Origin of the sequence: Candidatus Pelagibacter communis, from assembly GCF_001179925.1 — a bacterium.
GTDB classification, from domain to species: domain Bacteria; phylum Pseudomonadota; class Alphaproteobacteria; order Pelagibacterales; family Pelagibacteraceae; genus Pelagibacter; species Pelagibacter ubique_E.
This window is the reverse complement of the sequence record NZ_CVSF01000041.1, coordinates 14,961-29,475: the sequence shown is the minus strand read 5'-3', so window position 1 is coordinate 29,475 and position 14,515 is coordinate 14,961. Positions and strand designations below refer to the sequence as shown.

At 31.8% G+C, this 14,515-nt stretch carries 14 protein-coding genes; 8 read left to right on the top strand and 6 right to left on the bottom strand.

Going from position 1 to position 14,515, the window contains the following annotated elements; translation table 11 throughout:
• Positions 1-41 precede the first annotated feature (41 nt).
• The 5 genes from AMN70_RS02750 to AMN70_RS02730 are packed head-to-tail and all read left to right on the top strand — an operon-like array spanning position 42 to position 4,570.
• Positions 42-1,637 carry a GMC family oxidoreductase gene (locus tag AMN70_RS02750; RefSeq protein ID WP_075501552.1) on the top strand — a complete coding sequence of 532 codons (1,596 nt, stop codon included), beginning with the start codon at positions 42-44 and terminating at the stop codon, positions 1,635-1,637.
• Positions 1,637-2,236, top strand: coding sequence for a TerC family protein (locus AMN70_RS02745; protein WP_075501549.1), 600 nt, complete (start codon positions 1,637-1,639; stop codon positions 2,234-2,236). Before AMN70_RS02750 ends, AMN70_RS02745 begins: the two co-directional genes overlap by 1 nt.
• Positions 2,236-3,003: an SDR family NAD(P)-dependent oxidoreductase gene (locus AMN70_RS02740; RefSeq protein ID WP_075501547.1), complete on the top strand. Its 768-nt coding sequence runs from the start codon at positions 2,236-2,238 to the stop codon at positions 3,001-3,003. Before AMN70_RS02745 ends, AMN70_RS02740 begins: the two co-directional genes overlap by 1 nt.
• Positions 2,988-3,791, top strand: a complete 804-nt coding sequence (locus AMN70_RS02735) for a M23 family metallopeptidase (RefSeq protein ID WP_075501545.1) — start codon at positions 2,988-2,990, stop codon at positions 3,789-3,791. The genes AMN70_RS02740 and AMN70_RS02735 overlap by 16 nt, the downstream gene beginning before the upstream one ends.
• Before the next feature lie 5 nt (positions 3,792-3,796).
• Positions 3,797-4,570, top strand: coding sequence for a fumarylacetoacetate hydrolase (locus AMN70_RS02730; RefSeq protein ID WP_075501543.1), 774 nt, complete (start codon positions 3,797-3,799; stop codon positions 4,568-4,570).
• Between the two features lie 150 nt (positions 4,571-4,720).
• Here the strand turns inward: AMN70_RS02730 and AMN70_RS02725 are convergent, their stop codons facing one another.
• Together AMN70_RS02725 and xsc are read right to left on the bottom strand one after the other, a co-directional pair.
• Positions 4,721-6,025, bottom strand: coding sequence for an NAD(P)/FAD-dependent oxidoreductase (locus tag AMN70_RS02725; RefSeq protein WP_075501541.1), 1,305 nt, complete (start codon positions 6,023-6,025; stop codon positions 4,721-4,723).
• 39 nt (positions 6,026-6,064) lie between these two features.
• A complete protein-coding gene (gene xsc, locus AMN70_RS02720) occupies positions 6,065-7,849 on the bottom strand; it encodes a sulfoacetaldehyde acetyltransferase (protein ID WP_075501539.1) in 1,785 nt (594 codons plus the stop codon).
• Between the two features lie 116 nt (positions 7,850-7,965).
• On the opposite strand from xsc, the gene AMN70_RS02715 reads away from it, so the two are divergent.
• From AMN70_RS02715 to AMN70_RS02705, 3 genes are read left to right on the top strand one after another with little or no spacing between them, the layout of a single operon-like run.
• Complete coding sequence (locus AMN70_RS02715) at positions 7,966-8,250, top strand: UxaA family hydrolase (protein WP_075501537.1); 285 nt, start codon at positions 7,966-7,968, stop codon at positions 8,248-8,250.
• Positions 8,251-8,254: 4 nt separating this feature from the next.
• Positions 8,255-9,421 (top strand): UxaA family hydrolase, encoded by a 1,167-nt coding sequence (locus tag AMN70_RS02710; protein WP_075501535.1) that lies wholly within the window; start codon positions 8,255-8,257, stop codon positions 9,419-9,421.
• Positions 9,422-9,435: 14 nt separating this feature from the next.
• Entirely contained in the window at positions 9,436-10,503 is a 1,068-nt protein-coding gene (locus AMN70_RS02705; RefSeq protein ID WP_075501533.1) for a YeiH family protein, read from the top strand.
• On the opposite strand, the gene AMN70_RS02700 is transcribed toward AMN70_RS02705, so the two are convergent.
• The 4 genes from AMN70_RS02700 to aprB all read right to left on the bottom strand — a co-directional run bounded on the left by AMN70_RS02700 (position 10,496) and on the right by aprB (position 14,515).
• Positions 10,496-11,581, bottom strand: coding sequence for a sulfite exporter TauE/SafE family protein (locus tag AMN70_RS02700; protein WP_075501531.1), 1,086 nt, complete (start codon positions 11,579-11,581; stop codon positions 10,496-10,498). The two genes, AMN70_RS02705 and AMN70_RS02700, sit on opposite strands and share 8 nt — an antisense overlap.
• Positions 11,582-11,812: 231 nt before the next feature.
• Positions 11,813-12,163, bottom strand: coding sequence for a hypothetical protein (locus AMN70_RS02695; RefSeq protein ID WP_075501529.1), 351 nt, complete (start codon positions 12,161-12,163; stop codon positions 11,813-11,815).
• 22 nt (positions 12,164-12,185) lie between these two features.
• The gene (aprA, locus tag AMN70_RS02690) at positions 12,186-14,045 is read right to left on the bottom strand and encodes an adenylyl-sulfate reductase subunit alpha (RefSeq protein WP_075501526.1); all 1,860 of its coding nucleotides are present in this window, start codon (positions 14,043-14,045) and stop codon (positions 12,186-12,188) included.
• Positions 14,045-14,515: an adenylyl-sulfate reductase subunit beta gene (gene aprB / locus AMN70_RS02685; protein ID WP_075501524.1), complete on the bottom strand. Its 471-nt coding sequence runs from the start codon at positions 14,513-14,515 to the stop codon at positions 14,045-14,047. The genes aprA and aprB overlap by 1 nt, the downstream gene beginning before the upstream one ends.

Below are 14,515 nucleotides of genomic sequence, written 5' to 3'. Positions count from 1 at the left end.
AAGGTTAAAAAAATTAATTAAAAAAAACTATTCAACTATAGATGGAAAACTTTGATTTTATAATTATTGGTGCAGGTTCAGCAGGTTGTGTTCTTGCTAACAGACTTTCAGAAAATCCCAATAATAAAATTTTGTTAATAGAGGCAGGTGGCAAAGATAACAATCCATGGATACACATACCTGTTGGTTATTATAAAACTATGCATAATCCAAAAGTAGACTGGTGCTATACAACAGAGCCAGACGAAACAATGGGGAATAGATCTATACCATATCCCAGAGGTAAGACTTTAGGTGGGAGCTCTTCTATCAACGGTCTTCTTTACATAAGAGGTCAAGAACAAGATTATAATATTTGGAGACAATTAGGTAATAAAGGTTGGGGGTGGAATGACGTTTTACCTTATTTTATAAAATCTGAAAATCAAGAACGAGGTAAAAGTGAATATCATGGTGATAACGGACCTTTGTCAGTTTCAGATACGAGAATTAAATTAGATTTACTTGAAAAATTTATGGATGCAGCAGAGGAAAAAGGAATTCCAAAAGTAGATGATTTTAATAAAGGTGACAATTTTGGATGTGGTTATTTCCAAGTGACTGAAAAAAATGGATTGAGATGTAGTGCTGCTGTTGGATATTTAAATCCAATAAAAAACAGAAAAAATTTAAAAATTGAAATTAATTGTCATGTTCAAAAAATAAACTTTGAAGGTAGTAAAGTATCAAGTGTTTCATTTTGGAAAAATGGACAAACTCATACAATTGGTGCTAATAGAGAAATAATCTTAAGTGCTGGATCTATAGGTTCAACTCAAATTTTGCAAACTTCTGGTTTAGGCAATGGTGAAAAATTAAAAAATTTAGGAATAAATGTAATTAAAGAGCTAAAGGGTGTTGGTCAAAATCTTCAGGATCATTTAATGTTTAGACCTGTTTATAAAATAAGAAATATTAAATCTCTTAATAAGAAAATTAATAGTATTTTTGGGAATTTATTAATTGGTTTAGAATTTATATTTAATAGATCAGGACCTATGACTATGGGTGCAAGTCAACTTTGCTTATTTGCAAAAAGCGATAAATCAAGAGAAACTCCAAATTTACAATTCCATGTTCAACCAATCAGCACAGATAAATTAGGTGGAGCATCACTTCATAATTTTCATGCATTCACTCCCACAGTTGCAAATATAAGACCAACTAGCAGAGGTGAAATAAATATCATTAGTAGTGATAGTCGAGAAAAACCTAAGATAAAAATGAATTATCTATCAACTGAAGATGATAGGAAAGTTGCAGCAGATGGTTTAAGATTAGTAAGAGATATTGTGTTAAAGAGTAAAACTTTTAAAAAATATCAACCAGAGGAATTGAGACCAGGTTTTGAATTTGAGTCTGATGAAGAACTTGTAAAAGAAGGAAGTAAATTTACTCAAACTATTTTTCATCCTGTAGGTACATGTAAAATGGGAAATGATGATTACTCTGTTGTTAATGATAAATTACAAGTTCATGGAATACAAAATTTAAGAATTATAGATGCCTCTATAATGCCTAATATCACTTCTGGAAATACTAATGCTCCAACGATAATGATTGCAGAGAAAGGTGCAGATATGATACTAGGAAAATAATGCCAACAGACTTATTCACATTCACGCCTGAACAGATCACTATCCTAACTCAAATTATTCTAATAGATTTAGTTTTAGCTGGTGACAATGCAATTATTATTGGAATGGTTGCATCAAAATTTCCTTTAGAACAAAGAAAAAAAATTATTTTTTTTGGAATTGGAGGAGCTGTTATTTTAAGAGTGATTTTAACTTTACTAACAGCATACTTATTGCAAATAACTGGGCTTAGACTTTTTGGTGGAATTCTTTTACTTTATATAGTCTATAAACTTTATACTGATGTAATTAGAGGATCTGAACATAATGAGGATATTAAAGTTGATAATTCAAGCTTTCTTAAGGCTATTTGGACAATTTTATTAGCTGATTTTACAATGAGTTTAGATAATGTTCTTGGGGTAGCTGGAGCAGCTGGTGACCACTACGGTCTATTAGTGTTTGGTTTAGTTTTATCAATTGCATTAATGGCATTTGCGGCAACATTAATTTCAAATTGGATAAAAAAATATAAATGGATTGCTTGGGCAGGGTTATTAGCAATATTAATTGTTGCTATTGAATTGATTTACACTGATATTAAAATATTATTTTTATAATGTATTTAAAAAATTATAACCTTAAGAATAAGACAGCTGTGGTTACTGGTGCAGGAAAGGGTCTTGGTAGAGCTTGTGCAATAGCTTTAGCAGAAGCTGGAGCTAATTTAGTTGTAATAAGTCGAACTCAAAGAGATTTAAATGAAGTTTCAAAAAAAATTAAAAAATTTAAATCTAAATGTAAATCTTATGTGTGTGACATTACAAATTATAACGAAATTAAAGAAATTATTAATAAACAATCTAAAATTGATATCTTAATTAACAATGCAGGAAATAATATTCCAGAGCATTTCACGAAAGTAAAAACCAAAAATATGGAATATCTTGTCAAGATAAACACAATAGCTACTTTTAATCTCGCTCAATTATGTGCATTAAAAATGATTAAGTCAAAAAATAGAAAAAAAATTGGAGGAGCTATAGTAAACATGTCCTCGCAGATGGGTCATGTTGGGGGACCTATCAGAAGTGTTTACAATATGAATAAGTGGGGATTAGAAGGTTTAACTAAAGGTATGTCTATAGATTTAGCTAAATATAACATTAGAGTAAATACAATTTGCCCTACATTTGTTGTTACTCCAATGACTAAAAAGTTTTTAAAAAATAAAAAGTTTAAAAGAGAAACACTTAATAATATTCCTCTAGGAAGATTTGCAGAATTATCTGAAATAGCATCCGCTGTAGTTTTTTTAGCCTCTGACGCAGCATCTATGATTACGGGAACCTCATTATTGGTTGATGGTGGATGGACAGCAAAATAATTTCTAGATTATTTTTTTTAGTAATCTTTTTAACTTCTTCCCATTTAAAAGCTATAGAATTTAAGGGAAAATTTCTTCAAGGTCATTACATTATTGGAATAACAAATCCACAAGCTGAAATAATAATTGATAAAAAAAAAGTAAGAGTTTCTAATGATGGTTATTTTGTTTTTGGTATTGATCGAGATAGGAAATTTGACATAACAATTTCAAAAATTTTCGAAGGAAAAAAAGAAAAAATAATCAAGAAGGTTTTAAAAAGGAAATATAATATTCAAAGAATCGATGGACTAGAAGAAAGTAAAGTGACTCCTCCAGAGTCCGTTTATAAAAGAATTAAAGAAGAAAATAATAAGATTGGTGAAGCTAGAGCAATTAATTCTGATTTACCTTTTTTTAAAAATCAATTCATTATGCCTGTTAAAGGAATTATAAGTGGTGTTTATGGAAGTCAAAGAATACTGAATGGAAAACCTAAATGGCCTCATTATGGAATAGATATTGCCGCTAAAAAAGGAACAAAAATCAAGTCATCAGCAACTGGAGTTGTGACAATGGCAGAACCAGATCTATACTATACTGGTGGGACAATTATTATGGATCATGGTCATGGTATTTCTACTATATACTCACACCTGTCTTCTCTTAACGTTGAAGTTGGCGACGAAGTACTACAAGGAGATGTAATAGGTACCGTTGGATCTACCGGTAGATCAACAGGTCCACATTTAGACTTTAGAATTAATTGGTTTCAAACTAGACTTGATCCAATGTCGGTATTAAACTAACAAATATGAAAACATTAATTGATAAAACTTCAGATAAATTAGTAAAAGCATTTTTAACTAATAAGATAATTGCACCTATTCCATCTAAATTCACAAAAAAACTTAAAGAAGCTCAAAAATTAAGAAAAGCATGTGAAAGCAAAATTAAATTACCAATTGTTGGATTTAAGGCAGCGGGAACAGGTATTCCATTAATTAAAAAGTTCAAAGAAAAAGAACCTTTTTACGCTTCAGTTTATAAAAGAAATTTTTTAAAAAATGGTAAAAGTGTAAAAATAAATAAAGCCACTTTAGGTATTGAGCTCGAAGTTTGTTACAAAATTAAGAAATCTTTTTTTTCATTAAAAGGATCAATAACAATGAAAAATATATCAAGATATATTTCTCACATTGCGCCCTGTATTGAGGTAGTTGGTTACAGACAAAGAAAAAAAGGAATTACATCTTTTGGTGATTTATGTAGTGATTTTGGTGCAAATGTAAAGTTTCTGGTGGGAGCGTCAAAAAAATACAAAAGAATGAATGTTAGTAATTTAAAGACTAGTATTTCAAACAAAAAAATAAATCAAACTGTAAATGGTAATACAAACACTGTTTATATTAACCCATTAAATTCACTAAGATTTGTATTGAATAAAGTTAAAAAAGATAAAATTAATTTAAGTAAGGATTTTTGGGTATTTACTGGTTCGTCAGTTGGAGTTGTTCCAATTAAAGGAAAAGGTCTTTATACAGGTAAAATAGATAAATTAGGATCTGTTAAAGCAAGAATAAGATAGAAATGAAAACGATAATACTTTTAACTTTAGTAATTGTTATCGGGTGGGTTCTTTTTCGACCTTTTACTCGAAAAGAAATTGATAGATATAACGACAAAGACTGGCCTGATATGAATTTATAATAGTGCAACTGGCAACAGAGCTCCCAGTTTAAATTTCAGATCTAGCTCTTAATCTTTCATACATAAGTCTAGCTTTTACTCCAAAATCCAAAAAAGGTTGTGGTGGTAACCAAGTTGGCTTGGTTCTTGCCTCAATAGTTTCAATTTCTTTTGTGTTTTCATTGCTAGCCTTTATAGCAATTTGTTCACCAAATAATGTGCCTACTCCAATGCCTGAACCATTATAACAACCTGCAACAAATATATTTTCTTGAATTTTTTCAAAGATTTGAGAACTATTTCTGGTTCTAGAGACAATTCCTGACCAAGTTGATTGGATTATATCATCTGGAAATAGTGGAAATCTTTTTTTAATACCAATCTTTTGCTTTATAGATCTTTTTTCCAAAATAGATTTAGACATCTGGAATGGATTATGAACTTCTGCAGTATTTCTTATTAAAATTCTTCTATCTTTGGTCATTCTAATTGTTGCACCCATTGGTCTAACAGGTAAAACACCCCATTCTTTTGGTTCTCCAATAGATATAAATTCTTTTTCAGTTAAAGGCCTTGTCATACTAGCGGTTAGAGTTATTGGAAAATTATAATTTACTTTAATACCGAGTGATTTAAGAAATCCATTAGTTGCAAAGATTATTCTTTTTGTTTTTATTGAGCCATTTTTGAAATTACAATTTATTAAACCATCAATCTTTTTCCAGTTTAATAGCAATGAATTCTCATAAAGTTTTACATTGTCAGGCAATGTGTCAATCATTGCTCTTACTAATTTACCTGGATGCAATAGGATTCCTCCTTTTGTGTGAAGAGCAATGTTATAGAAGGTAGTACCTAATCTTTTTGTAAGTTCTTTTTGAAATAATAAATTATGCTTAAATCCTAATTTAGACAGAGTGTCTGAAAAATTTTCTAAGATATTTTTATCTTCAGTGTTTGATGATGCAAAATACTTTCCACTTTCGTTCCAATCACAATCAACCTGATACTCTTTAATGAATTTTTTAACTGCATCTATGCCTAATTTATAAATATCAGATTTTTTTTTATAATTTTCTAATTCTTTATTAGAAGTGAAACCATCATTAAGTGTAGTATCAACTAAATAACCTGAATTTCTTGAGCTTGCACCCTCACCTGCTAATTGAGCATCAACTAATAAAATTTTTTGATTAGGATAAAGCTGACCTAATTTTCTTGCAGCAGAAAGTCCTGTATACCCAGCGCCTACTATTAACCACTCGCAACTTAAATCAGAAGAAAGTTTTTGAATATTTGTTCTGGGATTGAGATCGTTTACCCAACTACAACAATTATCATTAACAACTTCCATAAAGAAAGATTACGATAATTGTTTACTATTTTAAAGATCTTAAGAAACTAAAGAAGGTTGCTTTTTCATATCTTCTTTTTTAATACCAGCAACTTTGACTGGTGCCTTCATTGCATCTCTTCTAAAAGGTTCACCAAGTTCTTGGTTCAGAATTACCTCTATAAATGTTGTAATACCTTTTTTTTGATCCTCACAAGATTGCTTAATTGCAGCAGTAGTTTCTTCCATAGTTTTAACAGTAACACCTTTTAAACCACACGCGTCTGCAACTTTAGCATAACTCAAATTTGGATCTAATTCTGTGCCTATAAAATTATTATCGTACCACAAAGTTGTATTTCTTTTTTCTGCACCCCATTGATAATTTCTGAAAATAACCATTGTAATTGAAGGCCATTCTTCGCGAGCACAAGAACTCATTTCGTTCATACTTATTCCAAATGCTCCATCGCCTGCAAAACCAATTACTGGAGTTTCAGGGCAGCCTATTTTTGCTCCTAGTATTGATGGAAAGCCATAACCACAGGGTCCAAATAAACCTGGCGCTAAATATTTTCTAGGCTTTTCAAAAGTTGGATAAGCATTTCCAATAGCGCAATTATTTCCAATATCACTTGAGATAATTACATCCTCTGGCATTCCAGCTTGTATAGCTCTCCAAGCTTGTCTTGGTGACATTCTATCTTTATCTCTCTCTCTTGCCTCTTTATTCCAAACTGTTCCTTTATCATCATCTTCATGATCTAAACTTGATAATTTTTGTAACCAAGCAGATTTTGTTTGATGAATTAAATCTTTTCTTTTTTGTCTGTCAGCATCTCCAGCATTCACAGATAATTTTTCTAAAATTTGCGTAGCAACTAACTTTGCATCCCCACTAATTCCGACTGTTACTTTTTTTGTTAATCCAATTCTATCTGGGTTCATATCTACTTGAATTATACTTGCATTCTTTGGCCAATAATCAATTCCATATCCAGGAAGTGTTGAAAAAGGATTCAGTCTAGTACCTAACGCTAAAACAACATCTGCTTTTGAAATTAATTCCATTGCGGCCTTTGATCCATTATATCCTAATGGTCCAACAGCTAATGGATGGCTTCCTGGAAAACTATCATTATGTTGATAACCAGAACAAACTGGCGAGTCTAACTTTTCAGCAAGTTTTTTTGTTTCTTCAACAGCTCCACCAATCACAACTCCTGCACCTGATAAAATAACTGGGAACTTTGCATTTGATAAAAGTTTTGCTGCTTTATCAATTGCATCTGCACCTCCACCTTGTCTTTCTAATCTTACAATCGGTGGTAATTCAATATCGATAACTTGTGTCCAATAATCTCTTGGAACATTTATTTGTGCTGGTGCTGAACCTCTAATTGCTTTTTCAATAACTCTATTTAAAACTTCAGCCATTCTTGATGGATCTCTTACCTCTTCCTGATAACAGACCATATCCTTAAATAAATTCATTTGTTCAACTTCTTGAAAACCACCTTGACCCATAGTTTTATTAGCAGCTTGAGGTGTTACTAATAATAATGGAGTATGATTCCAATAAGCAGTTTTAATAGGTGTAACTAAACCAGTGATACCAGGTCCGTTTTGTGCAATGACCATAGACATTTTTCCAGTGGCTCTCGTATAACCATCGGCAATTAATCCACCATTAGTTTCATGAGCAACATCCCAAAAAGTAATTCCTGCGTCTGGGAAGATGTCAGATATAGGCATGAACGCTGATCCTATAATACCAAAGGCATGTTCAATACCGCGCATTTGTAAAACTTTTACAAAAGCTTCTTCTGTTGTCATTTTTGTCATTTATAGAACCTTTCTAAATTAATATATGAATAATTTTTTTAAAAACTAATTGTTAATTTTTGCGATTAATATATAAGATTTCACAAAATTCAAATAAACAAATCGACACTATAATAATGGCGACTGACATCATAATCCACGACCAAAAAGATAATGTCGGGGTAGTCGTTATCGAAAAAATAACTCCAAAACAAGACTGTAAATGCTGGATTATGGAAAATGATAGCTCTACAACCATTCAATCAGTAGATGAAATCCCTTTAGGTCACAAAATAGCAATGGCCGATTTAAAAGAGGGAGATACAATTCTAAAATATGGTCATGATATTGGTAAGGTTGTCAAAGCAATTAAAAAAGGTGAGCATGTGCATGTGCACAATGTAAAAACTAAGAAGTGGTAGAAATATGGAAATTCCAAAAAGTTTTTTAGGTTATAAAAGAGAAAATGGAAGAGCTGGAACTAGAAATCATGTAATAATTTTACCTGTAGATGATATTTCAAATGCATGTGCAGAAGCAGTAGCAAATAATATTAAAGGGACAATTGCACTTCCTCATTCATATGGAAGATTACAATTTGGGGCAGATCTAGAATTACATTTTAGAACTATGATAGGAACGGGTAGTAATCCTAATGTAGCCGCTGTTATTGTGATTGGTATTGAGCCTAAGTGGACAAAAAAAATAGTTGATGGAATAGCAAAAACCGGAAAGCCAGTTGAAGGTTTTCACATTGAGCGAACTGGAGATATTGGAACAGTTATGAAAGCTTCAAAGAAAGCACAAGAGTATGTAATGTGGGCTTCAGAAAAACAAAGAGAGGAATGTCCAATAAGTGATCTTTGGATTTCTGTAAAGTGTGGCGAATCTGATACTACATCTGGTCTAGCAGCAAACCCAACAGTTGGAAATTTAATGGATAAACTTGAGCCACTAGGTGTTCATTTATGTTTTGGTGAAACATCAGAATTAACTGGGGCTGAAAAAGTTTGTGCAACAAGAGGCGCAACCAAAGAGGCTTCAGATAAATTTATGAAAACTTGGAGTGCTTATAATGATTTTATCTTAAAAGAAGCAACTGATGATCTTTCAGAGAGCCAACCAACTGCAGGTAACATTGCAGGTGGACTAACTACAATTGAGGAAAAAGCATTTGGTAATTTTCAAAAAATTGGAAATTGTAAATTTGTAGATGTGTTAGAACCAGCAGAGGAACCAAAAAAAGGTAAAGGTTTATATTTTATGGATACTTCTTCAGCAGCAGCCGAGTGTGTAACTTTACAAGCTGCAGCAGGTTTCAATATTCATCTTTTCCCTACAGGTCAAGGAAACATTGTCGGTAACCCAATTGAACCAGTGGTAAAATTAACTGCTAATCCTTTAACTGTAAAAGGCATGGGTGAACACATTGATTGTGATGTTTCTAAAATTCTTTCAAGAGAAATGAATATGTCTCAAGCTGGAGATAAACTTATTGAGACTACTTTAAAAGTTGCTAATGGAAGATTAACTTGTGCTGAAGCTTTAGGTCATAGAGAATTTGTTATGACAAAACTTTACAGAAGCGCTTAATAATCACTTAAAAAATGGTAGTTAAAAAATATTTGGTAATTATACCAGGTATAATTCTTGCATTTGTACTTTATACAATTTCGCAAGGTTTCAACAATATAATTGGTATTGAACTTTTAGGATATACGAAAAGTCCTATTTCTACTGCAATGATTGCAATTTTGTTGGGAATGTTTTTTGGTAATTTTTTTAAAATAAGAGACAGTTTTCAAAAAGGATTAGATTTTACAAGAGAGTACATTTTAAAACTTGGAATAATTTTTCTAGGCATACAGCTTAAACCATTTGAGTTTTTAGACTTTGGTAAAATTGCTTTTCCATTAATCATTATATGCATAATAAGTGTTTTAGTTGTTATTAAACTTTTAATAAAAAAACTCAAAATTCCGACTAGAATGGCTTATTTAATTTCAATAGGAAGCACTGTTTGTGGAACTACAGCGATAATGGCCACTGCACCAGTAATAAAAGCAAATAAAAGTGAAGTATCTTACGCGATAGCAAATATTACTTTTTTTGGAATACTTTCCATGTTGATTTATCCCTATTTTGCTAACATTTATTTTGATGGAGAGTCTCTTTTAATTGGCTTATTTTTAGGAACTTCTATTCATGAAACTTCTCAAGTAGCTGCTGCAGGACTTATATATGAACAGCAATATAACAGTCCTGAAACATTAAATATAGCAACAGTCACAAAACTTATTCGTAATACATTCTTAATCATAATGATTCCCCTTTTTGCATTTCTATATAACAGAGGTCAAACAAAGGAAAAAAATTATTCTATACTTAATATTTTTCCATATTTTGTTTTGGGCTTTGTTGGAATGATCATAATAAGAAATCTTGGAGATGAAATGTTTAACTCAACTTCAAACTGGATAGAGACAATAGAAATTATTAAACAATCATCTAAAATTTTTTTAACCATGGCAATGGCGGCCATAGGTTTGTCTACAAATTTAAAAGATATCAAAAGCATGGGATATAAACCATTTATTGTTGGATTTATCGGAATGCTTACAGTGGGGATAGTTTGTATTGTTACTATTGAAAGTTATTTAAAATTTTTTATTTAGCAGCTTTAATTAAGTATTTTTTTCTTAAATTAGATAAAAATCTTCTTATAAACGCTGCACCAATCCCCAAAATTACAGCAAACATAATAGAAAATAATCCATAGAAGAAAGGCATGTCTTTAGAAAATTCCTCAATAAATTTTGAAAAAAAATTTAAATCCGTGTTAGGGTTTTTTGTAATTTGATTTGAAATTTCATTAGCAAAAAAAGTATCATAAGCAATAGCTATACCAACTACTAATAATAAAATTGCTAATAAAGCTTTTAATCCTGAGCTATCAATTTGTTCTCCAAGTTTTTGTCCAACTTGAACACCTACAATAGAACCAACCACTAGTAATAAAACTAACATTAGATCTATCGAACCGTAATTAATTGAATGTAAAAAAGTAACTATTACACTTACAAAAATAGTAACAAATAAAGATGTACCTGGAACCAATCTTGTTGGCATTTTAATAATATAAATCATTGCAGGCACTAATATAAAAGCTCCACCTATGCCCATTATTGCAGCAATAAATCCAACAAATAAACCAATAATAATTGGTGTAAAAATACTTTCATATAATTTTGATTTTGGAAATCTCATTCTGAAAGGCAGTCCATGTATCCAGTAATGAACATGTAGTTTTTTTCTTTCAACAACGTTTTTTTTTGCCTTATCAATTTCACCAAGACTTTCCACTAACATTAAAGTTCCAATTATTGCGAGGATGTACATATAAGCTAAAGAAATAACTGTATCAATTTTTCCAATACCTTTAAAATAAGTAAAAGTATAAATTCCTAACGAAGTTCCTATTGCTCCACCTATTACAATCATAAAACCCATTTTATAATCTAAAGTATTTTTTAAATAGTGAGTTGTTGATCCTGAGACAGACGTAGCTAAAATGTTATTAGCTTCATTTGCAACTGCATATGCCGGTGGAATTCCCATAAAAATCAAAAATGGTGTCATTAAAAATCCACCACCAACACCAAACAATCCTGATAGAACTCCAACGATGGCACTTAATAAAAGAATTTCTATTGGATTAATGAATACTTGAGCTATGGGTAAAAAAACTTCCATTTAAAATAAAAATTATAAAATATAATTTATTTAAAAGTTAGAAAAGTTCCAACTAAGATAACACCCCAACAAGCAACTATAGCTGAAAAAATTCCTGTTTTAATATAAGTCGTTTTATTATTATTTATTTTTTGGAAAATTTTTATATTTGAAAGATGCATATATATTTCTGAATACACCCAGGGTAAAAATTGTCAAATAATAATTACTTAGAACGGTAATTTTTTTAAATTAATAGATCGTTGCCCCAAAGACCTTAATCTCTCCATCCTCAACTCCTAAAACTAGTCTTCCTAGGAACTCTCCAGGAATTTTCTTGTTTGTTTGCTTGATTAAAACAGTTATGTGTTCACCCCTTCTTAATGTGCCGAAAGGTTCATAAGTTTCATTGAGGTTAGTAATAAGCTCGTTGTTGGCCCACTGTTTACCCAGTTCTACTTCATTAGCTCCAAATAACATTTGTGTTGAAAAATCTCTTGTAAAACCCCCATAATCTTTAAGATTTGAAGATCTTACTAAGTTTTCCCATAAAGGTTTGCCTATAGTAAATATTTCATCATCAGATTTGGATAAAAGATCCATAGCTTTTATTCTTTAATATTGATTAAGAGGCTTTTTTCTTCTCGTTCTCATCAACTATATGATAAACAGGCACTTTTTCCATTGTGAATTTACCTGTTTTAGGGTCTCTTCTTGAAACTGTTAGACAGTGCCAGTTCTCATCATCAAGCTTCATATGGTCACCTCTATAATAATACCCAGGCCAACGTGTTTCTTCTCTAAATAAAGTATGTTCTGTTACACATTGAGAAGTTAAAGTTCTATGTTTTAATTCCCATGCTCTCATTAATTGATGATAATCTTCCGCGCCTACTTTTTCTAAGTCCTCTTGAAGCCATTCAAGAAGCTCTAAAGCTCTTTTTAACATATTTCCGTTAGTCATATAATTAGATGTAATTCCACCAACGTATTCATCCATAATTTTTTGAAGTCTTTGTAAACCTTGAATTGGAGAAATATAACTTGGTGAAACCGTTCCACCTGTGATTTCATTTTGAGCGATAGTATAAGTATCTAGTGGTTTATATACAGCAGTTTTAAAATTCTCACACTGTTTGTCTGATACATTAATTCCTTCAGCTTTTTTATCATCAATATATTTAACAGCTGCTTTTGCAGCTAATCTACCTTCAGTAAACGAACCTGATGAAAATTTGTGAGCACTTCCACCAACAGTATCACCTGCACCAAAAAGACCGTCAATAGTTAACATTCTATTATATCCCCAGAAATATTCTGGTGGTGATAAATCCTCTGGTCCACTTACCCAAGCTCCAGAACATGTTGCATGTGATCCCATAACGTAAGGTTCAGATGTAGTTAGTTCAGGATTTGTATATTTTGGATCAATATTTTGTGATGCCCAAACTACAGCTTGACCAACTGTCATTCCTAAAAAGTTTTCCCATCCAACTGTTTCTAAATGTGGATCTTGAAAAGCTTCTTTAGTAACCATGTGAATTGGTCCTCCACCTGCAGCCACTTCTTGTATAAATGCATGATTTCTTAAACAAGTAGGTGTTGGATGATGATCGATATACTCTCCTACTAACTCTTTAGTTTGGTCATACCATTTTTTCTCATAGTTTTCGCCATTAGCATTTTGTGTGTATGTTTTTAAATGTAAAAAATAAGCACCAACTGGTCCATAACCATCTTTAAATCTACATAATACAATTCTATTTTCCATTTGAGTCATTTTTGCACCTGCTGCAATTGGTAATGCATATGCAGAACCATTGCTCCAAGGAGCATACCAAGTTCTTCCCATACCTTCTCCAACTGCTCTTGGTTTAAATATATGAGATGCTCCTCCAGCAGCAACAATCACAGTTTTAGCTCTAAAGACATGGAAGTCACCAGTTCTCATATTAAAACCAACTGCCCCACCAATTCTATTTTCTTGAGCCTCATCCATAAGCAAATGAGTTATCATTATTCTGTTATAAATTTTATCGGCAGATTTTTTTGCAGCTTCAGCAACTATTGGCTTATAACTCTCACCATGAATCATAATTTGCCACTTACCCTCTCTTAGGTATCTACCAGTTTTTTCGTTTTTCATCATTGGAAGACCCCATTCGTCAAACATGTGAACAGTAGAGTCCACGTGACGAGCCATATCGTATCCTAAATCTTCTCTTACCATTCCCATTAAATCATTTCTTGCATATCTCACATGATCTTCAGGTTGGTTTTCATTCCATTGCATTCCCATATAACAATTAATTGCATACAGACCTTGAGCTACAGCTCCGCTTCTATCTATGTTCGCTTTTTCAACACAAACAATTTTTAAGTCTCTACCCCAGTGCCTTGCCTCGAAAGTAGCACCTGTACCAGCCATACCACCACCAACTACTAGTACATCGCATTCTTCGTAATGAGTTTTATGTTTAGCCATTAATAATAAACCCCTTTTTTAAAAGACTCTTTTGGAACAGATGGCAATTCTTGATTGGTATTCAGTCCCTCTGGTTCAGTGTAAAGTCTTTGAGAATTAATTTCTCCTTGATTAGGCTTATCACCTTCAGCAAGTTTTGGAATAAATTTACCCCATGGTTTTGTTGTAATTGGTGATACGAAATTTTTCTCAGTACCATTTCTGAATTTAATTTTCCAAGAGATAGTTCCTTTTTCTTCCTCTCTTCTAACTCTAACACTATGCCCCATTGGTGCAAAGTCAGCATAACCTCTCACATCAATAGCATGATTTGGACAAGCTTTTACACAAGAGTAGCATTCCCAACAAAAATTGGGTTCTATATTTTTTGCACGTCTAATATTTTCATCTATGTGCATTATATCTGATGGACAAATATCTACACAATGACCACATCCATCACATCTTGTCATGTATACAAAAGTTGACAT

Excerpts from the sequence above, each read along its gene's own strand:
- AMN70_RS02750 (WP_075501552.1), top strand. The coding sequence starts at position 42 with ATGGAAAACTTTGATTTTATAATTATTGGTGCAGGTTCAGCAGGTTGT.
- AMN70_RS02745 (WP_075501549.1), top strand. The coding sequence starts at position 1,637 with ATGCCAACAGACTTATTCACATTCACGCCTGAACAGATCACTATCCTA.
- AMN70_RS02740 (WP_075501547.1), top strand. The coding sequence starts at position 2,236 with ATGTATTTAAAAAATTATAACCTTAAGAATAAGACAGCTGTGGTTACT.
- AMN70_RS02735 (WP_075501545.1), top strand. The coding sequence starts at position 2,988 with ATGGACAGCAAAATAATTTCTAGATTATTTTTTTTAGTAATCTTTTTA.
- AMN70_RS02730 (WP_075501543.1), top strand. The coding sequence starts at position 3,797 with ATGAAAACATTAATTGATAAAACTTCAGATAAATTAGTAAAAGCATTT.
- AMN70_RS02725 (WP_075501541.1), bottom strand. The coding sequence starts at position 6,025 with ATGGAAGTTGTTAATGATAATTGTTGTAGTTGGGTAAACGATCTCAAT.
- xsc (WP_075501539.1), bottom strand. The coding sequence starts at position 7,849 with ATGACAAAAATGACAACAGAAGAAGCTTTTGTAAAAGTTTTACAAATG.
- AMN70_RS02715 (WP_075501537.1), top strand. The coding sequence starts at position 7,966 with ATGGCGACTGACATCATAATCCACGACCAAAAAGATAATGTCGGGGTA.
- AMN70_RS02710 (WP_075501535.1), top strand. The coding sequence starts at position 8,255 with ATGGAAATTCCAAAAAGTTTTTTAGGTTATAAAAGAGAAAATGGAAGA.
- AMN70_RS02705 (WP_075501533.1), top strand. The coding sequence starts at position 9,436 with ATGGTAGTTAAAAAATATTTGGTAATTATACCAGGTATAATTCTTGCA.
- AMN70_RS02700 (WP_075501531.1), bottom strand. The coding sequence starts at position 11,581 with ATGGAAGTTTTTTTACCCATAGCTCAAGTATTCATTAATCCAATAGAA.
- AMN70_RS02695 (WP_075501529.1), bottom strand. The coding sequence starts at position 12,163 with ATGGATCTTTTATCCAAATCTGATGATGAAATATTTACTATAGGCAAA.
- aprA (WP_075501526.1), bottom strand. The coding sequence starts at position 14,045 with ATGGCTAAACATAAAACTCATTACGAAGAATGCGATGTACTAGTAGTT.
- aprB (WP_075501524.1), bottom strand. The coding sequence starts at position 14,515 with ATGTCAACTTTTGTATACATGACAAGATGTGATGGATGTGGTCATTGT.